At 42.7% G+C, this 19,656-nt stretch carries 19 protein-coding genes; all 19 read right to left on the bottom strand.

The features are described from left to right. Window positions 1-5: 5 nt before the first annotated feature. Window positions 6-1,709: a proline--tRNA ligase gene (locus P9989_RS10585; RefSeq protein ID WP_283078714.1), complete on the bottom strand. Its 1,704-nt coding sequence runs from the start codon at window positions 1,707-1,709 to the stop codon at window positions 6-8. An 84-nt stretch (window positions 1,710-1,793) separates the two neighbouring features. After that, on the bottom strand, window positions 1,794-3,050 hold the full coding sequence (gene rseP, locus P9989_RS10580) for an RIP metalloprotease RseP (protein ID WP_283078713.1): 1,257 nt from the start codon (window positions 3,048-3,050) through the stop codon (window positions 1,794-1,796). Window positions 3,051-3,110: 60 nt separating this feature from the next. Beyond that, window positions 3,111-4,256 carry a 1-deoxy-D-xylulose-5-phosphate reductoisomerase gene (dxr, locus tag P9989_RS10575; protein ID WP_283078712.1) on the bottom strand — a complete coding sequence of 382 codons (1,146 nt, stop codon included), beginning with the start codon at window positions 4,254-4,256 and terminating at the stop codon, window positions 3,111-3,113. Between the two features lie 31 nt (window positions 4,257-4,287). Further along, on the bottom strand, window positions 4,288-5,145 hold the full coding sequence (locus P9989_RS10570) for a phosphatidate cytidylyltransferase (RefSeq protein WP_283078711.1): 858 nt from the start codon (window positions 5,143-5,145) through the stop codon (window positions 4,288-4,290). A 13-nt stretch (window positions 5,146-5,158) separates the two neighbouring features. Then, window positions 5,159-5,926 carry an undecaprenyl pyrophosphate synthase gene (gene uppS / locus P9989_RS10565; RefSeq protein WP_283078710.1) on the bottom strand — a complete coding sequence of 256 codons (768 nt, stop codon included), beginning with the start codon at window positions 5,924-5,926 and terminating at the stop codon, window positions 5,159-5,161. 246 nt (window positions 5,927-6,172) lie between these two features. Next, window positions 6,173-6,730: a ribosome recycling factor gene (frr, locus tag P9989_RS10560; RefSeq protein WP_283078709.1), complete on the bottom strand. Its 558-nt coding sequence runs from the start codon at window positions 6,728-6,730 to the stop codon at window positions 6,173-6,175. 2 nt (window positions 6,731-6,732) lie between these two features. After that, window positions 6,733-7,455: a UMP kinase gene (gene pyrH / locus P9989_RS10555; protein ID WP_283078708.1), complete on the bottom strand. Its 723-nt coding sequence runs from the start codon at window positions 7,453-7,455 to the stop codon at window positions 6,733-6,735. Between the two features lie 111 nt (window positions 7,456-7,566). Beyond that, window positions 7,567-8,451: a translation elongation factor Ts gene (gene tsf / locus P9989_RS10550; RefSeq protein WP_283078707.1), complete on the bottom strand. Its 885-nt coding sequence runs from the start codon at window positions 8,449-8,451 to the stop codon at window positions 7,567-7,569. Window positions 8,452-8,563: 112 nt separating this feature from the next. Beyond that, window positions 8,564-9,298, bottom strand: a complete 735-nt coding sequence (gene rpsB, locus P9989_RS10545) for a 30S ribosomal protein S2 (RefSeq protein WP_283078706.1) — start codon at window positions 9,296-9,298, stop codon at window positions 8,564-8,566. A gap of 160 nt (window positions 9,299-9,458) precedes the next feature. Further along, window positions 9,459-9,908: a DUF6115 domain-containing protein gene (locus P9989_RS10540; protein ID WP_283078705.1), complete on the bottom strand. Its 450-nt coding sequence runs from the start codon at window positions 9,906-9,908 to the stop codon at window positions 9,459-9,461. 84 nt (window positions 9,909-9,992) lie between these two features. Then, window positions 9,993-10,766 (bottom strand): FliA/WhiG family RNA polymerase sigma factor, encoded by a 774-nt coding sequence (locus P9989_RS10535; protein ID WP_283078704.1) that lies wholly within the window; start codon window positions 10,764-10,766, stop codon window positions 9,993-9,995. 58 nt (window positions 10,767-10,824) lie between these two features. After that, complete coding sequence (locus tag P9989_RS10530) at window positions 10,825-11,322, bottom strand: chemotaxis protein CheD (protein WP_283078890.1); 498 nt, start codon at window positions 11,320-11,322, stop codon at window positions 10,825-10,827. Beyond that, complete coding sequence (locus P9989_RS10525) at window positions 11,322-11,978, bottom strand: chemotaxis protein CheC (RefSeq protein ID WP_283078703.1); 657 nt, start codon at window positions 11,976-11,978, stop codon at window positions 11,322-11,324. Before P9989_RS10525 ends, P9989_RS10530 begins: the two co-directional genes overlap by 1 nt. Next, window positions 11,962-12,432 carry a chemotaxis protein CheW gene (locus P9989_RS10520; RefSeq protein ID WP_283078889.1) on the bottom strand — a complete coding sequence of 157 codons (471 nt, stop codon included), beginning with the start codon at window positions 12,430-12,432 and terminating at the stop codon, window positions 11,962-11,964. Before P9989_RS10520 ends, P9989_RS10525 begins: the two co-directional genes overlap by 17 nt. Window positions 12,433-12,452: 20 nt before the next feature. Further along, window positions 12,453-14,492, bottom strand: coding sequence for a chemotaxis protein CheA (locus P9989_RS10515; protein WP_283078702.1), 2,040 nt, complete (start codon window positions 14,490-14,492; stop codon window positions 12,453-12,455). A gap of 1 nt (window position 14,493) precedes the next feature. After that, window positions 14,494-15,549: a protein-glutamate methylesterase/protein-glutamine glutaminase gene (locus P9989_RS10510; RefSeq protein ID WP_283078701.1), complete on the bottom strand. Its 1,056-nt coding sequence runs from the start codon at window positions 15,547-15,549 to the stop codon at window positions 14,494-14,496. Between the two features lie 95 nt (window positions 15,550-15,644). Beyond that, window positions 15,645-16,505, bottom strand: coding sequence for a MinD/ParA family protein (locus tag P9989_RS10505; protein WP_283078700.1), 861 nt, complete (start codon window positions 16,503-16,505; stop codon window positions 15,645-15,647). Further along, window positions 16,498-17,595, bottom strand: coding sequence for a flagellar biosynthesis GTPase FlhF (gene flhF / locus P9989_RS10500; protein ID WP_283078699.1), 1,098 nt, complete (start codon window positions 17,593-17,595; stop codon window positions 16,498-16,500). Before flhF ends, P9989_RS10505 begins: the two co-directional genes overlap by 8 nt. Next, window positions 17,592-19,625, bottom strand: a complete 2,034-nt coding sequence (gene flhA, locus P9989_RS10495; protein WP_283078698.1) for a flagellar biosynthesis protein FlhA — start codon at window positions 19,623-19,625, stop codon at window positions 17,592-17,594. The genes flhF and flhA overlap by 4 nt, the downstream gene beginning before the upstream one ends. Window positions 19,626-19,656: the final 31 nt, after the last annotated feature.

Here is a 19,656-nt window from a genome sequence, read left to right as displayed (position 1 = left end):
AAATTCTACTGTCTAAACCACTCGCTTACAGTAGAGAGCACTTCGGATTGATCAACTTCGGACTGTTCTCCACTTGCACGCTCTTTCATTTCTACAATTCCTTCCCCCGCTCGTTTTCCTACCGTTAATCGCAGTGGAATTCCAAATAGATCGCTATCAGCAAATTTTACGCCGGCTCTCTCTTTACGATCATCATAAAGAACTTCGATGCCTGCCGATTTAAGCTGATCATATAATTGGTCTGCCAGCTGTTTTTGCTCTTCTTTTTTAGGGTTTAAGGATAGCAGATGCACTTGGAATGGCGCAATATGGGCTGGCCATGTAATGCCACGCTCGTCATTGTACTGTTCGACAATCGCAGCTACTGTTCTTGAGACACCAATTCCATAGGACCCCATAACCATCGTTTGCGCTTTGCCCTGGTCGTCCAAATAATTCGCATTCATATTCTCAGCATAAAAAGTACCCAGTTTGAATACATGTCCCACTTCAATTCCGCGGGCAAATTGAATGTGGCCCTGTCCATCCGGTGACGGATCACCTTCTTTAATAAAACGGAGATCAGCATACTGATTTACTTTGAAGTCTTTTTCAGGAGTGACATTGACAAAATGGTATCCCGCTTCATTTGCACCACAGGACACATTTACTAAAGCTTCTACAGCATGGTCAGCTACTACTTCAATTTCTTCCCCAACGCCAACAGGGCCCAGGGAGCCAAAACCGGTTCCGAGCAATTCTTTCGTACGTTCTTCACTGGCGAGTTCCACTATATCTGCTGAGTAAAGGTTCTTCAATTTAATATCATTCACTTCATGGTCTCCGCGCGTGATGACCATTACATAACGATCATCCACCTTAAACATAATCGATTTTAAGCCAGCTTCTAATCCATGACCTAGGTAATCAGCAACATCCTGCATCGTTTTCTGGTCCGGTGTAGAGACTTTTTCCATCTGCTTCGGAGCATCTTGGGATTTTTCATATGTCATAACGACCTCTGCCATTTCGATATTTGCTGCATAGTCAGATGTATCTGAATAAGCAATCACATCTTCCCCTACGTCTGAAAGTACCATAAATTCATGGGTATCCTTTCCACCCATCTGGCCGGAATCTGCAATGACCGCGCGAAAGTTTAGTCCAAGACGCTTGAAAATAGCTGAATAAGCCTGGAACATTTGGTTGTAGCTTTCATCTAGACTCTCAAAAGACTCGTTAAATGAATAAGCGTCTTTCATTAAGAATTCACGTCCGCGCAGCAATCCAAACCGGGGACGCTTTTCATCACGGAATTTATTCTGAATTTGAAACACTTTCAACGGCAAGCGCTTATAGCTCTTTACTTCATCGCGAACGATACTCGTGATCACTTCCTCATGGGTTGCCCCTAAAGCAAATTCTCGTTCATGACGATCATGAAGACGCATGAGCTCTGGTCCGTAAGTAGACCAGCGTCCGCTTTCCTTCCACAATTCTGAAGGCTGCAGGGCCGCCATCATCATTTCATGGGCACCGATTTTCTCCATTTCTTCACGAACGATATCCTCTACTTTACGTAATACGCGACGGCCGATGGGCAGGAAACTATAAATACCTGATGCTATCTGACGTATGTAACCAGCGCGTACGAGAAGCTGATGGCTCTTAATTTCAGCATCTGCTGGAACTTCTTTTAATGTAGGAATTAACATTTGACTTTGTTTCATACATTCCACCTCTTCTTTTTCATTTAAAAATAGAAGCTGGAAGCGAAAGAGAGATCTTTACCCTCTCTGCTTCCAGCTGGTCATTTACAAGAATAGACGTTGGATATCATTCCATGTAACTACTAACATCAATAACATTAACAAGGCAAATCCAATAAAGTGAACAATTCCTTCTTTTTGCGGGTCAATTGGTTTACCCCGTACCCCTTCAAGCCCTACAAACAGTAAACGTCCGCCGTCTAGTGCGGGAAGCGGGAGCAGGTTTACAATACCAAGGTTGACACTAAGGATCGCAGTCCACATGATAAAATTCATAAAGCCCGTTTGTACTACACGGTCTGTAGCATCATAGATTCCCACAGGCCCTGACAGCATATCCAAGGAGAACTGCCCGGTAACAAGTTTCCCAAGGTTTGTTAAAATTAACGTTCCCCATTCATACGTCTGGCTGAACCCGTAGGTCAGCTTTTTCGTAAAGGAATCTTCAAATGCGCGGGCCACACCTACTTGGCCAATCGTTAATTCACCTTGTTGGATTTCCGCTGGAGTTACATCGATTTGTACAGTTTGTCCATCACGTTCGACAGTTAATGTGACTTGCTCTTCCGGATGATTCCTCACAATTTGAGTAAACTCTTCCCAAGTATCGAGAGGCTCGCCATCAATGCCAACAACTTCATCACCTGCCTGCAAACCTGCTTCTTCAGCTGGTGAATCAGGTTGAATATCACCAATAAGTGCATTGTTTGCTGGCACTCCCTGAACAAACCCTAAAATCATAAATAAAATGATCGCAAGGACAAAGTTCATCATCGGCCCTGCAAAAAGCTGCATCGCACGCTTAGGAACAGACTTTGAGGCAAATTGCCGGTCATATGGAGCAATTTGCGTTTCCTTTTCATCCATCACAAACATTGCTTTTGGATCGACTTCAAAGGTCAGCTTCTCATCTTCGTCCACTTCGTACCCTTCAATGATGAGACGATGATCAAGGTCAGCTCGCTCTACTTCGATCACTCGTGCATGTGGATGTTTAGATTTATTATTTACGATAATGCTGCTTACTTTACCCTCATGATTGAACTCAAGCCCAATATGGTGACCCGCTTTTAGTTCTACAATTTCAGGATCCTCACCAGCTACCCTTACGTAACCGCCAATGGGCAGCAATCGAATGGTATACAGCGTTTCGTTTCTCGTAAATGCAAATATTTTCGGACCGAATCCGATTGCGAATTCACGAGCCAGCATTCCGGCTCGCTTTGCAAAAATGAGATGCCCCCACTCATGTACAAACACCAGCAGGCCAAACATGAGTATAAACGCAATTACTGTTGTCAAATGAAGCACCTTCCTTTTTGAGGTTGTTCAAAAAATGATCGAGCATCTAAATCGCGTACGTTATTTTAATTGTAAACGGACTCGTTTTCTCGTTTCCTCATCGATAGATAATATGGTAGACAAGTCTGGCTTATGAATCGTTTCGTGCTGAGTCAGTTGTTGTTGTATTAATTGCTCGATATCAAGGAAGGAAATTCGTCCTTCTAGAAATAACTGAACAGCTTCCTCATTGGCGGCGTTTAATACGGTTGTCATCGATCCGCCTTCACGCCCCGCTTCAAAGGCCATCTTTAAGCAAGGAAAACGTTCCATATCCATTTTTTCAAAGTGCAATGTAGCGATTTCTTCCAGGTTGAGTTGTTTCGTATGCTCTAACGGATAACGCTGCGGATAGGTTAGAGCATATTGGATTGGTACTTTCATATCTGGTGTGCCCAACTGTGCCATAACACTTCTATCTACATACTCAACCATTGAATGGATGACACTTTCTCTATGAAGAATAACATGAATTTGCTCATAAGGCACATCAAAAAGCCAATGCGCTTCAATCACCTCTAACCCTTTATTCATCATAGAAGCCGAATCAATCGTGATTTTCGCTCCCATACTCCAGTTTGGATGGTTGAGGGCATCTTCAACCGTCACACCGACAAGTTCTTCTCTTTTTTTGTCGCGAAAACTTCCACCTGAGGCTGTGATAATTAGTTTATGAATATCTCTCTGCTGTTCACCATTTAGTGATTGGTAGATCGCTGAGTGTTCACTATCTACAGGTAACAGTGCCACATTATTTTTTCGTGCGGCTTCCATGACTAAATGGCCAGCTGTGACCAATGTTTCTTTGTTAGCAATCGCGATCGTTTTTCTGGCTTCAATAGCTTGAAGTGTAGCTTGCAGACCGATACTGCCCATGACTGCATTAACGACTACATCTACTGCATCCGCAACGCTTGCTTCCACAAGTCCATCGTTGCCAAATAAAACCGGACAGCCTTGCCATTGTTTTTCCAATTCGAGCTTCGTTCCCTCATCCTGAACTACAACCAAAGAAGGTTGGAATTCTTTAATAAGCGGTAGCGCCTTACCTATATTTTTACCAAATGCCATAGCATATAAAGAAAACTCTTCTTTATGCAGGCGCAGCACTTCTAATGTTTGGATTCCGATAGAACCTGTCGCCCCAAGTAATGCAATTTGTTTCACCAGGGAATTCCCCTTTCACTACTAAAATTATTCAGCCCATATAAAATACTATAGATAGTACCCATTCCACGGTTTGCAGGTTAGCCAGCGCCGTCCCCTCTTCAGGAATAAACCCAATCAAATGGAGGATGGGAAGCATGAAAATAAGACTGTCAAAACGATCCAATACACCACCGTGACCCGGCAGGATCTTACCTGAATCCTTTACAGCATAATGTCGTTTTAAGGCAGATTCCACTAAGTCACCGATCTGACCCGCGATAGAGATGAGAATGGTCACGAGCAAAACAATAAGCAGTGAATGAGAGAATGGCTCGATCATATGAAAGATATAGGCCACCACACATGCTAGGATAACCCCGCCAACTGACCCCTCAATTGTTTTCTTAGGGCTAATCTGCGGCCACAATTTGTGTTTCCCGAACAATCGTCCAAAAATGTAAGCACCTGTATCTGTTGCCCAAACTACAAACAAAGCATAAAAAATGAACTGCAGGCCTTCTTCTCTCGTTACGATCAAATAATAAAAACCCATGCCTATATAAATGGCTGACAGTAACAGGAATCCAACATCATCAAACGTGAATCGGTTTTTTACGAGTACGGTATAACTCAATAGGATTAGTACGGCTAACAAGGTCAATTCGGACTTCGTTACCGGTAAATCGTAGCCCCAAAACATCCCCTGCTTATACATCAGCGTCCACATGAGCAATAAGGTGATAACGGAAGCAAGTGAGTACCTAGCTATTTTTTTCATTCGCATAAGTTCATATATAGCTATGCTTGCTATGAGATAGACGAAAGCTTGAAATATGACATCACCAAGCATAACGATTGGCAGAAAGATTAATGCAGCAACTACTGCTGTAATTGTTCGTTGTTTCATAGTAGATCACACCTTATATCCCGCCATAACGACGTTTACGATTTTGGTAGTCGTGTAAGGCTTGTTCAAATAATTGTTCATCAAAATCTGGCCATAATACTTCTGTAAACCAGAACTCTGCATAAGCAAGCTGCCATAATAGAAAGTTACTCAGACGCTGCTCTCCACTCGTACGAATGAGTAAATCAGGTTCAAATAAATCAGATGTATATAAATGAGAAGAGAACAATTGTTCATTTATATCGGAAGTTGAGAGCTCCCCGCTTTCTACTCGTGTGGAAATTTGCTTGACGGCCTGAACCATTTCAAAACGACTTCCATAATTAAGAGCAAAATTTAAAATAAGTCCACTGTTGTCTGATGTGCGTTCAATGGCCTCCTCCACAGCCTTTCGAGTATGATCTGGGAGAAATTCCGTATCCCCAATTGTTTGTACCTGCACGTCTCTTTCAATAAGTTCCGGCAAATATGTATTTAAAAAATCAATAGGTAATTTCATTAGGAAATCTACTTCATTTTTCGGTCGTTTCCAATTTTCTGTTGAAAACGCATAGAGTGTAAGTACACTGACGTCTAAATCAGATGCACGGCGTACAATTTTCTTGACCACACTCATTCCTTCTTTGTGGCCTGCTACCCTCGGCAAGCCTCGCTTCTTAGCCCATCGACCATTTCCATCCATAATAATTGCTACATGCTTTGGAATATGGCCAGCATCAAGACTTTGAGGTTGCCGTGTATTTTGTTTCTTATTTTTGGTAAATGGAATCTTGATTGGCATGCCATCATCCCCCAGTCCGTTGGTTCCACTCTTTCTATTATATACTATTATCCTACATTATGCCGCTCTTCACATAAAGAGCCCCTGGAAATTTAGGTCATAACCAGTTTACAGCAAATGTAGTTTAGTTTCATCATTTGACATGATTTTTTAGTGATTGACAGACTACATGCTTACTAATGCAAAATAAAAACCGCACTGCCAAACAGCGACAGTGCGGTTTTATACACCTATTGGCTCAATAGATCAAACTTCCATAATTTCGTCTTCTTTAGACTTAGCTAGTTTATCAATGGAGGCAATATTTTCGTCGGTTACTTTCTGAACATCATCTTGATATTCACGAAGGTCATCTTCAGTCAGGTCACCATCTTTTTCCATTTTCTTCAAACGATCATTGGAATCACGACGTATATTACGAACTTGAACTTTAGCTTCTTCTGAGTATTTACCGACCACTTTTGCTAAATCCTTTCGGCGTTCCTCTGTAAGTGCCGGGATATTAATGCGGACTACATTACCATCACTGGAAGGTGATAAGCCAAGGTCAGCTTTCTGGATCGACTTTTCGATTTCTGAGATAGCAGATTTATCATAAGGTGTGATCACAAGTAAACGTGGTTCAGGTGCACCTACCTGGGCCAACTGGTTCAATGGAGTAGCAGCACCATAATAATCAACATAAACACTATCTAATATAGAAGGGTTAGCTCTTCCTGCTCTGACGGTAGCCAATTGGCGTGAGTAGGCCTGTACCGCCTGTTCCATTTGTTGTTTTGTTTCCTTAATCACGGCATCTGACATGATTATTTCCCCCTTACAATCGTTCCAATATTTTCGCCTGTTACGGCTTTCTTAATATTACCCTCTTCTGTAATAGAGAATACCAGTAAATCGATATCGTTGTCCATACATAAAGAAGAAGCTGTAGAATCCATTACCCCTAATCCTTCATTCAGAACGTCCAAATAGGATATTTGATCGTATTTCTTCGCGTCAACATTTACTTTAGGGTCATCAGAATACACGCCATCGACATTATTTTTCGCCATTAAGATCACGTCAGCTTCTATTTCCGCTGCACGTAATGCTGCTGTAGTATCTGTGGAAAAGTAAGGATTACCTGTCCCTGCAGCAAAAATAACTACTCTTTTTTTCTCAAGATGACGGATTGCTTTCCTACGTATATAAGGTTCAGCTACCTGTCTCATTTCGATCGAGGTTTGCACACGCGTTTGAATCCCTATATTCTCCAAGCTGTCCTGAAGGGCGAGCGAGTTCATAACTGTCGCAAGCATGCCCATGTAATCAGCATTTGCGCGGTCCATGCCCATCTCACTTCCGACCTTGCCCCGCCAAATGTTTCCCCCGCCCACAACAACAGCGACTTCTACACCTAATTCAGCGACCTCTTTAACTTGTTTGGAGATAGATTGTATAATAGTTGGTTCAAGACCGAAACCTTCTTTACCGCTTAGAGCTTCCCCACTTAGTTTTAGTACGATACGACGATAGCGAGCTGTAGTCATAGCAACCTCCATTTATTCCTGATCTTTTTCTGTTGATCATGATGTGTCTATACTTATGTAACGTGTTTTAAAATAGGGAACACTATGTGTCCCCTATCCATAAAGTCTGGCTTATTTTTTAACTTGACTCATTACTTCGTCAGCGAAGTTTTCTTCACGTTTTTCCATGCCTTCTCCAACTTCGAAACGAGTAAAGCCTTTGATTTCGCCACCGGAGGAAGCTACATATTTCTTCACTTTCTGGTCTGGATCTTTAACGAAGCTCTGCTCAAGCAAGCAAATTTCTTCAAAGAATTTGTTCAGACGGCCTTCCACCATTTTCTCCACGATTTTCTCAGGCTTACCTTCGTTTAAAGCCTGTGTTTTCAATACATCGCGTTCACTGTCCACTTCTTCTTCAGAAATCTCATCACGAGAAACGTAACGAGGGTTTACTGCCGCAACGTGCATCGCGACATCTTTAGCCACAGTTTCATCAGTTGAACCTTCAAGGACAGTCAACACACCGATGTTACCACCCATATGCATATAAGCACCAAAAGCATCGTTATCAGTTTTTTCTTTGATAACAAAGCGGCGCAGGGAGATCTTCTCACCAATTTTAGCAACCATATCTGTAATATAGTCATTGATTTTATCGCCGTCACCATGAAGCTTCTGCTCAAGAGCTTCTTCTACTGTTTCTGGCTTCTGACTTACAAGGTGTTTACCAAGCTCTTGCAAAAGAGTTTTAAATTGATCATTCTTCGTAACGAAGTCTGTTTCACAGTTTACTTCGAAAAGCGCTGCGGTATTACCATCTACTACTACGTGAGCAGCACCTTCTGCAGCAATGCGGTCCGCTTTCTTCTGGGCTTTAGAAATCCCTTTTTCGCGAAGCCATTCCATTGCTTTTTCCATATCGCCATCATTTTCGGTTAGTGCTTTCTTACAATCCATCATTCCAGCACCTGTTTTTTCACGAAGTTCTTTTACCATCTTAGCATTAATCGCCATGAGTTAGCCTCCTTTGTAATCTGGACCTCTACCATTATGAAAGTGTTTATCATTTTCACTCTTAAAAAAGGTGATAAAAGGTCTGCCCCCTTATCACCTATTGAACCGTAACCTACTCTTCTACAGTTTCCGCTTCTTCTGCTTCTTCTGTCACTTCAGTTTCTTCACCTTGCTTGGCTTCAAGAACAGCATCCGCCATTTTTGAAGTAAGCAATTTAACGGCACGAATTGCGTCATCGTTCGCTGGGATGACATAATCAATTTCATCCGGGTCACAGTTTGTATCTACAATACCGATTACCGGGATATTTAATTTATGAGCTTCCGCGATAGCAATGCGCTCTTTACGAGGGTCAATGACAAACATTGCATCCGGAATTGAAGTCATTTCTTTAATTCCGCCTAAGAATTTAACAAGGCGATCTTTTTCTTTAAGCATATCAACGACTTCTTTTTTCGGAAGTACGTCAAATGTACCATCCTCTTCCATACGCTCGATATCAATTAGACGGTTAATACGCTTACGAATGGTTTGGAAGTTTGTTAGTGTACCACCTAACCAGCGTTGGTTGATGTAGTACATGCCACAGCGTGTCGCTTCATCGCGCACTGTGTCTTGTGCTTGTTTTTTCGTACCTACGAAAAGAATGTTGCCTCCGTCTTCCGCAACTTGTCTTACGTAGTTAAATGCTTCATCCACCTTCTTAACTGTTTTTTGCAGGTCGATGATATAAATTCCGTTACGCTCTGTAAAGATGTATTTCTTCATCTTCGGGTTCCAGCGACGGGTTTGGTGTCCAAAATGAACACCAGCTTCTAGCAACTGTTTCATAGAAATAACAGACATGTTAATTCCTCCTGTTTGGTTTTTTTAGTATCCTCCGTCTTCATCATTTCTCATCACTAACTCTTCTTTGAAGAGCAACCAGCCATGAAATTAAAAGACGTGTGTATTGACACCGACAGTAAATATACCATAACGGTTCTGTTCATTCAAGTATATTTGATTATTTTGTATGCTGAAACTTAACGAGCAACTCAACCTCTGTTTTTCCTAGATTTAACTCGCGGGCGATTTCCTCCATGTCCATACCACTGTTATACATCGTCATAACACGAGATGGAAGTGATGGTACATACTCAGCTTCCTCCTGCACAGGTAACGGCGGGCTGTAGTCTTCATCATTTTGTTCCTCTGGCTTCTCTGTCTTGGTGGGCTCTTGCGGGCGGTGATCTGCTTCGCTAGTAGAGGTGTGATTCAGCCACGTATCCATTTTTTCATTCTCTTCTTTTATTTCCATAAGGTATTGATTAAATACCTCCTCAATCTCACTAGCCACTTGTTTCTGACGCAATTCTAGTTCTTCTGCCTGCTTTACTTTTTTAAACAAAACCATAATGATAAGGATCAAGATACCATGTAAAATAAAACTTATTGTTAATAGAAAATAAACCATTCTGCTTCACTCACCTGCTCAGGTGCTGCCATCCCCGCCCATCAACATATGGCACAGTGACAACAACTTTTATAGTAGAGAACGTTAGCCAACAATCTCCATTAATGATTGGCGTAATTTAAAAATAGCCTTTGCATGAATTTGCGAAATTCTGGAGGTCGTAAGTTCCATAACTTCTCCTATTTCTGTTAACGTTAACTCTTCGGTATAAAATAAACTGACGACTAGTTGTTCCTTTTCGTTCAACTGTTTAATCTGATGCGCCAGCTCTTCATAGTTTTCTTCCTTAATAAGGGATTCTGTCGGCGACAGTGTGTCCTTATCAGGGATAGAGTAGCCAATACCCTCCTTATGCTCATCCGTGCCGTCTTTCGTTTTTTCTTCCATCGACAGAACATGGGCAAACAGAGAATCCTTCATAATTTCTTCGACATCTGTTTTTGGCAAATTAAGTTCGGCAGCAATTTCGTAGGATGTAGCAATTCGCTGATACTTCTGTTCGATGTGCTCCGCCGCTTGTTCTATCTTTTTTACTTTGTCACGAACAGACCGGGGCAGCCAATCTTCTTTACGAAGACCATCCATAATCGTTCCCCGGATGCGAAAGGAAGCGTATGTATCAAATTTCAAGTCGCGTGACGTGTCAAATTTTTTCAAGGCGTCATACAACCCGAGAAGCCCCAGGCTATGCACATCATCTTTACTAACACTTTTCGGCAGGTGGGCTGAAATTCGCTGCACATGGAAATTAACTAAGTGTGAATACTGTTGAACCAATTGGTTGGCTGCTTCCATGTCTTGTTCATTTATCCAAAGATCCCACAGCTCTTGTTCTTGAGGAGATATAGAGCTGGTCATGATCATCCCTCCTCAGTCTTGGTCAAAAATAATGATCCATCGGCGCAACGTCATGTATTTAAATCACCGATTCTCCCTTGTTCACTGTGCGTATATGTAATTGGCCAGTAGCCGGATGAAATTCGATCGTACGTCCATTGGTTCCACCTACATCTTCTGAGCAAATAGGAATATCATGCTCTCGCAGCTTTTTCTTAACCGCTTCTACGTTTCGTGGACCTATTCTCATCATATCATTAGCCTTTGAAAACTGAAACATCTGGGCGCCGCCAGCTATCTTAGCCCGCAACAGTGATTTCCTCGCCCCGTGTTGAACTAATCGATTCACTAACTCATCGATGGCTGTGTCTGCATACTTTCTCCGATTCACCACCCCTTGTTTACCAAGCGAGGAATCAGGAAGCATAATATGAATCATTCCTGCAATTTTACTAGTTGATTCATATAGGACGACCCCAACACAAGAACCTAACCCTGAAGTACGAATGACGGTTTCGCTATTGACGATACTTAAATCCGCGATTCCGACTTTAACAATCTCTGCTGCCTTATTCATCACGTTCCTGATACTCCAAGAGACTTGAGTAATGTATCGGAGGAGTCAGGGTCAGGTAAAAGAAAGAAATACCCATCAATGGATGAGTTCGAATCCCCGGCTTCTGTTAATGATGTCTCGATCACGAGCGCACGATCACTAGTGCATGCGTGCTCAACCAGGGCTGAACTTAAGATGGCTCCTGCCATATCTACTGTCAGTGCCGGAACTGACAGCTGAACATTCAAATAAGTAAGGTCAGATAAGGCAGATAAATAGGAACCGGCTACTATATTTCCTAGTTCCCTCAAAGCCGAATATTCAAGTTCATCGCGTTGGCATTGACACTGGACCAAGCCAGTCCGCCGGGTCATCCTGCTTACAAATTGTGCCGCTTGCTGGGGGGACAGAATAAAGAACATCGATCCAGCAGCTGCTCCTCCAAGCCGAAACATTAGACTAACCACCTCTGTCTCTGCCCCTCCCGCAAGTTCCATGACCTCATTAAATCCTGCTAGTTTAACGGATGAAACGTACATATCAATTTTATTTCCAAGCAGCTTCGATAATGATGTGGCTGCATGTTCTGCACCGATATTGCCTATTTCCTTTAACACATCCAAATAAAATGGAGAAAAATCATCGCTAAAATCGATCTGATTACCGTTCAACTTCATGCAATTCCTTTACTTCATCCTGTGATAACACATTCTCTAAGTTAAGGAGGATAAGCAATCGTTGATTACTATTGATAACTCCGCGGATGTATTCCTCTTTTACCATGCCGACCACTTCCGGTGGAGGCTGAATGTCCTCTTCTGCAATATCAAGCACATCATTGGCTCCGTCAACGATCAGTCCCACATCCATTTCCTCCATGGATACAATAATAATTCTGGTCGTGTCGTCCAGTTTAGATCCTTCTAGACCAAATCGTTTTCGTAAATCGATAATGGGAGTCACTACACCCCTTAAGTTTATTACACCTTCTACAAATGAGGCTGTTTTAGGTACACGAGTAATAGGCATGACCCGTTCAATAGAGCCCGCCTGGTGAACAGGCACCGCATACTCCTCATCTTTTATTTGAAATACGATAACCTTCACATGTGTCCCAGAATCTTCTATCATCATTGTCACATCTTCCCCCTTTACTTGATTAGTGTGTTTGCATCTACGATTAAGGCTACTTGGCCGTCGCCTAAAATCGTGGCACCTGATATCGCAAAGACACCTGACAGATAATCACCTAATGACTTCAGCACCACTTCCTGCTGTCCTATAAAGGAGTCAACAACAAACCCTGCCATCTTTTCCCCTCTACGAGCAATCACCACTGAATAATAGGGAGGCTCTTCTAATGTTTGCGGTGTTTCAAACACCTCTTTTAAAAACACCAATGGGACTACCTTCCCTCTAAAATCAATGACTTTCTTATTATGGGCATGCATGACATCTTCTTTTTTCACACTAGCTGTTTCTATGATAGAAGAAAGCGGGATGGCATACTTCTCGTCCTGCACTTCAACCAGCATGACAGAAATGATTGATAAAGTGAGCGGGAGCTGAATCGAAAACACACTGCCTCGATTCAGATCAGAATCAATTCCGATTCTTCCACCCAATGATTCGATGGTATTTTTAACTACATCGAGGCCTACGCCACGGCCTGACACATCTGAAATCGTTTCAGCTGTTGAAAACCCGCTTTCCATAATTAACTCGTAAACTTGTTTGTCTGATAAGTTCGCGGCTTGTTCCTCGGAAATCACACGATTTGAGATAGCCTTTTGGATGACTCGTTCACGATGGATACCGGCTCCATCATCGGAAATCTCGATAAACACTGAATTCCCGCTATGATAGGCCTTTAACTGCAATGTCCCCCGCGTGGGCTTGCCCTTCTCCGCACGCTTTCCAGGACTTTCGATTCCATGATCCAGCGCGTTACGAATAAGATGAACAAGCGGATCACCAATTTCATCGATTACTGTGCGATCAAGCTCTGTGTCAGCCCCCAGGATCTGGAGGTCGATCTCTTTATCCAGATCACGAGAAAGCTGTCTGACCATTCGCGGAAAGCGGTTGAATACTTGCTCGATCGGGACCATCCGCATTGTTAAAATAATACTTTGTAAATCTCCTGATACCCGGGCCATTCTTTCAACGGTATCTTTTAAATCATTGTGATCCAGCTCGTTTGAGATTTGCTCTAAGCGTCCTCGATCAATAACAAGTTCTTCAAATAGATTCATAAGTACATCAAGGCGGTCAATATTAACGCGAATGGTTTTGTTGGCAACTTGCTTGCCTTTTTTATCTTGTTTTTCCATGGGAAGCTGTGGCTTGCTATTCCCCTGAGACAGCGCTGCTGGTGTTTCTTCTCGTTCTATAGTTGAAGCAGTTTCATTGGCCGATTGGGACTGTGTGTAATCTCGGATATCAAACATAGCTATGCTGACGTCATCAATTTCAGATATGTTGAGGATTTTATTTTTTACATCGTCCGATTCTTCACTCGTAACGAGCAACACTTGAAAGGTCGTATCAAATTGTTCATTTTCGAGTTCTTCTACAGCTGGAGAGGACTGAACAACTTCTCCAGCTGCTTCAAATACTTCAAATACCATGTACACACGTGCTGCCTTCAATAGGCAGTCATCCCTTATGGACACGCTGACTACATAATTGTTCAACCCTTGTTCATGGGACTGTTCAAGAACGGTTGCGGCGAATTCGTCAATTTCAAATTCCTGTGCAGCGTTTGACTGTAGGATTGATTGGGTTGCCCCATCCTGTTCCTCTGCGGCTTCCTGGCTTTCGATCGCATGTAAAAGAGTAACAACCCTGTCTACATCCCGCTCCCCTGTGCGTCCATCTGCAATGTCCATAACCATCGCTTCTAAATCATCGACGGAGTCAAAGACAACGTCGAGTATAGCAGAGTCAACCTGTATTTTCTGATTGCGGACTCCATCCAGCACATTTTCCATTTTATGTGTTAAGTTAGCGAGATCTTGAAACCCCATGGTCGCGGCCATTCCTTTTAAGGTATGAGCCGATCGAAAAACTTCGCCGACTATAGCCAGATCTTGAGGACTACTCTCCAATTCTAATAATCGATCATTAATCGACTGTAAGTGTTCTTTACTTTCATCAATAAATAGTTCTAAATACTGGTTTGTATCCAATTCAATTCCCCCTGCCTGAAATGACCTGTCCTATCCTGTGATTAATATCGTCAAGTGGAACAATTTCATTAGCTAATTTTGCTAGAATAACTGCTTTTGGCATGCCGTATACAATACAGGTGTCCGCTGACTCCGCAATACAGTAAGTTTGTGGACACTGCCTCTTCAACTCTAATAACCCGTCCATTCCGTCTGAACCCATCCCTGTCATAACAACAGCAACCGTCTTATAACCGTCCAAATTAGCGAGTGACTTGTAAAGATGGTTCACAGCAGGGCGATGTCCAAGGTGGGGGGGATCTTGACTAAGAGCAATTACAGGTTCACGGTGGTTCAGTATTACTCCCATATGAAAATCCCCTGGTGCGATGTAAGCCACACCATTTCGCAGTTTTTCTCCCTCTTCGGCTTCCTTAACGTGTATGGCAGCCAACTGGTCCAACCGATTGGCTAAAGACAGTGTAAACCCTTTAGGCATATGCTGTACGATCAGAATCGGAGCAGGAAAATCAGCTGGCAAGTGTGTGATGACTTCCTGTAGAGCTCTTGGCCCTCCCGTAGAAGTTCCGATGGCGACGATTGAATGTTGGTTGTTGTTGACCTTCAATGGAATTTGGAGGGGAGATAGTTTCTTTGTTGAAAAACGCTTAGGTAAGCTAGCTTTACTTGCCGTTATTACTTTACTATGAAGCTCTTTCTCTACTTTTTCTATGTCCAGAGAGATCGATCCTGATGGTTTTAGAACAAAATCCACAGCCCCAAGACTCATAGCTTTCAGTGTGCTATCAGCCCCTTCACTCGTTAAGCTGGATAGCATCACGACAGGCTTCGGCTTCTCTTTCATCATATGCGCTAAAGCAGTCAGACCATCCATTACAGGCATTTCGATATCCATCGTAATGACGTCTGGCAGCAGATCCTTCGCTTTTATCAAACTTTCTTTGCCGTTTCGTGCAGTCCCTACTACCTTTATACGTTTGTCTTTTTCTAATAGATCTGTGATCATTTTTCGCATAAAGGCTGAGTCATCAACCACTAATACTTTAATAAGTTTCATTACAATCAACCTTTCTACTTCGCGCGAGCTGATGATGAGAGGGCTTGAAAGACAAGGACTATGTAAGGAAAGTGAAAGGTACCCAGGTGGCTGGACTATTTCACAACAAGTCGCTTGAGTTTTGACAGGAAGTTCTCTGTCTTCCTTTCGTTTAATAAACCTTTAGCTGCCAAATACTGTTCCGTAATCTTTCCAACCGCTCTGCTTGCCTGACATCTTGGCTCTTCCAGAACGAAAGGAAGCTGATTAATGACAGCCTTTACTACAGAACGGTCGTCAGGAATCGAACCTAAATGTAACAGTTCCATCCCTATAAATTTCTTGACAGTCGCTTCAAGCCTTAGGAATGTCTCCAAGCCTGACCGTTCACTTAATGTTCGATTGACCAATAAATGAACAGGTAAAGCATGGTTTCGTTTCTTCAGATGTTTGATCATCGCATAAGCATCTGTAATCGACGTCGGCTCAGGTGTCGTAACAATCACTGCCTCATCAGCTGAACTTATAAAGTTTAAACTATCCTCTGTCGCTCCAACCCCCATGTCAAACAAAATCATGTCATACTCGTCGGCAAGCTGTTCAAAGGCCTGCTGAAAGTAATGAAAACCACTTTCACTCATTTGATAGAGAGTTGATAACCCTGAACCCCCAGCAATATAAGCAAGGTTTTTCGGTCCAAACTCGACTATATTGTCCAAGGAAGCCTGGTACTGAAGCAGATCTACAACCGAGTACCTAGGTGTCACTCCAAGCAAAATGTCTACATTTCCCATGCCAATATCCAGATCAAAGATTAAGACTTTTTTTCCTTCTTCTATTAGTTTTAAAGCGAAATTTATTGTAAAATTGGTTTTTCCTACTCCCCCCTTGCCACTGGCGATGGCAATAATGGAAGCTCTGGATGGCTTCATTTTATGAAGAAGGCGGGAACGAAGCTGTTCCGCCTGATCAGCCATGGATCGTGCCCTCCATGACTGAATGAATAAGTGCTTCGCGGCTCGCCGGCTTAATATCATCAGGTACGTTTTGACCATGTGTAACATAAGCAATTCCAATGTCATGATTCAGTGCCATGCTTACGGCACTCCCCACGCGTGAAGCTTCATCCTTCTTCGTAAAGATGAGCTTCTCAATCGGAATCTCGGTGAACTGTTCATAAATTTCTGTCATATCTCGATATTTTGACGTAAGAGATAAAACTAAATATGTTTCACTATCCTCTGAGAAGTGGATCAATTGGTTCAGTTCCCTCACATATTGTTCATCTCGAAAGTTACGTCCAGCGGTATCGATAAAAACTAAATCATAGTCATTCAACTTTTCTCTCGCCTGCATATAATCATCTAAATTATAGGCTACCTCGAGCGGAACATCTAAAATCTTGGCATATGTTTTCAACTGATCAATCGCTGCAATTCTGTAGGTATCAGTTGTAATAAAAGCAACACTTAATTTCCGATCTAAAACGGCATCGGCAGCCATCTTGGCCACGGTCGTTGTCTTGCCTACCCCCGTCGGTCCAACCAAATGAATAAACTTCTTCTTAAATGACGGCGGCCCAAATGACAGATGAGATATTTTCTGCTTCAGAATTTCATTCGTCAGGGCCTCCCATTGTCCGTCGAGTTTTTCTTCCTCCTCTGATACATCGAGAAGCTGGTCAGTAACTGTCCTGGCAAGCCCAGGTTCAATTTCCTGCTCAATTAGCAGCTGATAAATCTTGTCAATGGTTTCTGAGTAAACAGACTGATTGGTTTGCTCTTGAAGCATTACCTTTAATGACTTCAATTCTTTCAACACTTCATCATTCGATTCCTCTTTTAACGAAGAGGCCATGACTTCACCTTTTGGTACCTTCTTTGCCACAGGCCTCGAAACAGGATCAATCGCAGCGATCACTTCAACTTCAGTCTTTTTAAAAAACCCGAGAACCCCCCCTGTCTGGATGGGTTTGGAATTTAGAATAACGGCGTCTGTCCCTAAACCTTGTTTGACCTTCTCCATCACTTCCGGCATCGTTCCAGCCTGAAATTTCTTTACCTTCATGCGACATTCACCACTCCCACACTCTGGACTTCCACATTAGGATCGAGTTCGTTATAAGATAAAACAACAACCTGTGGCAGAAATCGATCGAGCAATTGTTTAATATACATTCTGACCGCTGGTGAACAAAGCAAGATCGCCGTTTCTTCTTGAAGCGAAACTTGTTCGACCTGTGCCCCCACGGACTGAACGATCGTCGACTGTGATTCAGGATCCAGCGACAGAAAGCTGCCGTGTTCCGTTTGCTGGATATGATCTGCAATAAGCTTCTCAACACTTCCCGACACCGTAATCACACGAATGGTGTTATCCCCCTTACGGTACTGAGTCGTAATTTGAGCTGCTAAAGCTTGTCTTGCGTATTCGGCGAGCAATTCACTGTCATTCGTCATTTTGCCAAAATCAGCCAGCGTTTCAAAAATAACGGGCAAATTTTTAACAGAGACATTTTCTCGTAGAAGCTTAGCTAATACCTTTTGTACATCACCGATTGATAACGGATCCGGGGTCACTTCTTCCACCAGAATCGGATACGACTCTTTTAAGTGGGAAATAAGCTGTTGTGCCTCCTGGCGTCCCAGCAATGCATGAGCATTTTGCTTAATTACTTCTGTAATATGTGTAGATACCACTGAAGGCGGATCTACTACTGTATATCCAGACAATTCAGCTTCATCTTTTAGTTCCTCCGTTATCCATTTTGCCGGCAACCCAAAAGCAGGTTCCATTGTGTCAATTCCTTCGATCGACTCATCACCACCACCGGGGCTCATTGCTAAAAAGTGATCGAGCAGCAATTCTCCCTGAGCCACCTGGTTTCCTTTTATCTTTAATCGGTATTCATTCGGGCCCAGCTGGATGTTATCCCGGATTCTAACGACAGGAATCACAATACCTAGTTCTATCGCAAGCTGCCTGCGAATCATGACAATTCGATCCAGCAGGTCACCACCTTGATTCGTATCGGCAATAGGAATCAGGGCATAACCAAACTCAAATTCTACAGGGTCCATACTAATCAAGCTCACTACATTCTCAGGTGATTTCATTTGATCACTTTCTGCTTCATCCAGCTGCTCATCTTCCACCCCTTCAGTTTCCTCGCTGACACGAGACAGCCAGTAACCTCCAAAGATTAAAACCGACCCGATTACCGCAGTTAAAAAGAAAGGAATGGGGGTTAACCCTAGAAGCAAGATCGTTCCGCCAGCAATATAAAGCAGTTTCGGGTATCGCAACAGCTGATTCGTCACATCAGTTCCCAAGTTTCCTTCTGAGGCGACTCGTGTCACTACAATCCCTGTCGCTGTTGAGATAAGCAAGGCCGGAATTTGACTGACAAGGCCATCTCCTACCGTTAAACGCATATAAACATCAATCGCTTCTCCAAACGGCATTCCCATTTGAACCATCCCGATAATAAACCCGAAAACAATATTAATCAGGACAATAATAATACCAGCAATAGCATCTCCTTTAACGAATTTACTTGCGCCATCCATGGCTCCATAGAAGTCTGATTCGTTCTCTATTGTCTCTCTTCGATCTTTCGCCTGCTGTTCATTAATCAGCCCTGCATTCAAGTCAGCATCGATACTCATCTGTTTCCCTGGCATGGCATCCAATGTAAAACGAGCTGCTACTTCTGAGACACGTTCTGCCCCCTTTGTAATAACCAGAAATTGGATAATCACTAAAATAATAAAAACAACGAAACCTACTAGCGGATTTCCTCCGGTTACAAAAGTTCCGAATGTAGCGACAACTGCTCCGGCATCCGCCTCTGACAAAATCGAACGTGTCGTCGATACATTCAACGCCAGGCGGAAAAGGGTTAACAGCAATAGCAACGTTGGGAAAACAGCAAACTTTAAGGCTTGATCCATATTCATGGAGACTAAGATAACGATCAAAGCCAATGCAATATTAATTAATATTAAAAAACTTAGAAGCCACCCAGGCAATGGTATGACGAGCATAATGATAATTAATATAACGCCTAATAAGACGGATAGGTCTCTTGCTGACATTCAGGGTCACTCCTTAGCATAATACATGTTG

Origin of the sequence: Halobacillus naozhouensis (assembly GCF_029714185.1) — a bacterium.
Lineage (GTDB): Bacteria > Bacillota > Bacilli > Bacillales > Halobacillaceae > Halobacillus_A > Halobacillus_A naozhouensis.
Note: the sequence above shows the minus strand (reverse complement) of the source record. Positions and strands in the feature narration are given on the sequence as shown.

Excerpts from the sequence above, each read along its gene's own strand:
- uppS (WP_283078710.1), bottom strand. The coding sequence starts at position 5,926 with ATGCCAATCAAGATTCCATTTACCAAAAATAAGAAACAAAATACACGG.
- P9989_RS10505 (WP_283078700.1), bottom strand. The coding sequence starts at position 16,505 with ATGGCTGATCAGGCGGAACAGCTTCGTTCCCGCCTTCTTCATAAAATG.
- P9989_RS10540 (WP_283078705.1), bottom strand. The coding sequence starts at position 9,908 with ATGGTTTATTTTCTATTAACAATAAGTTTTATTTTACATGGTATCTTG.
- P9989_RS10530 (WP_283078890.1), bottom strand. The coding sequence starts at position 11,322 with ATGAATAAGGCAGCAGAGATTGTTAAAGTCGGAATCGCGGATTTAAGT.
- pyrH (WP_283078708.1), bottom strand. The coding sequence starts at position 7,455 with ATGACTACAGCTCGCTATCGTCGTATCGTACTAAAACTAAGTGGGGAA.
- flhA (WP_283078698.1), bottom strand. The coding sequence starts at position 19,625 with ATGTCAGCAAGAGACCTATCCGTCTTATTAGGCGTTATATTAATTATC.
- frr (WP_283078709.1), bottom strand. The coding sequence starts at position 6,730 with ATGTCAGATGCCGTGATTAAGGAAACAAAACAACAAATGGAACAGGCG.
- P9989_RS10510 (WP_283078701.1), bottom strand. The coding sequence starts at position 15,549 with ATGAAACTTATTAAAGTATTAGTGGTTGATGACTCAGCCTTTATGCGA.
- P9989_RS10585 (WP_283078714.1), bottom strand. The coding sequence starts at position 1,709 with ATGAAACAAAGTCAAATGTTAATTCCTACATTAAAAGAAGTTCCAGCA.
- P9989_RS10570 (WP_283078711.1), bottom strand. The coding sequence starts at position 5,145 with ATGAAACAACGAACAATTACAGCAGTAGTTGCTGCATTAATCTTTCTG.
- tsf (WP_283078707.1), bottom strand. The coding sequence starts at position 8,451 with ATGGCGATTAATGCTAAGATGGTAAAAGAACTTCGTGAAAAAACAGGT.
- rpsB (WP_283078706.1), bottom strand. The coding sequence starts at position 9,298 with ATGTCTGTTATTTCTATGAAACAGTTGCTAGAAGCTGGTGTTCATTTT.
- P9989_RS10535 (WP_283078704.1), bottom strand. The coding sequence starts at position 10,766 with ATGACCAGCTCTATATCTCCTCAAGAACAAGAGCTGTGGGATCTTTGG.
- flhF (WP_283078699.1), bottom strand. The coding sequence starts at position 17,595 with ATGAAGGTAAAGAAATTTCAGGCTGGAACGATGCCGGAAGTGATGGAG.
- P9989_RS10525 (WP_283078703.1), bottom strand. The coding sequence starts at position 11,978 with ATGAAGTTGAACGGTAATCAGATCGATTTTAGCGATGATTTTTCTCCA.
- P9989_RS10520 (WP_283078889.1), bottom strand. The coding sequence starts at position 12,432 with ATGATAGAAGATTCTGGGACACATGTGAAGGTTATCGTATTTCAAATA.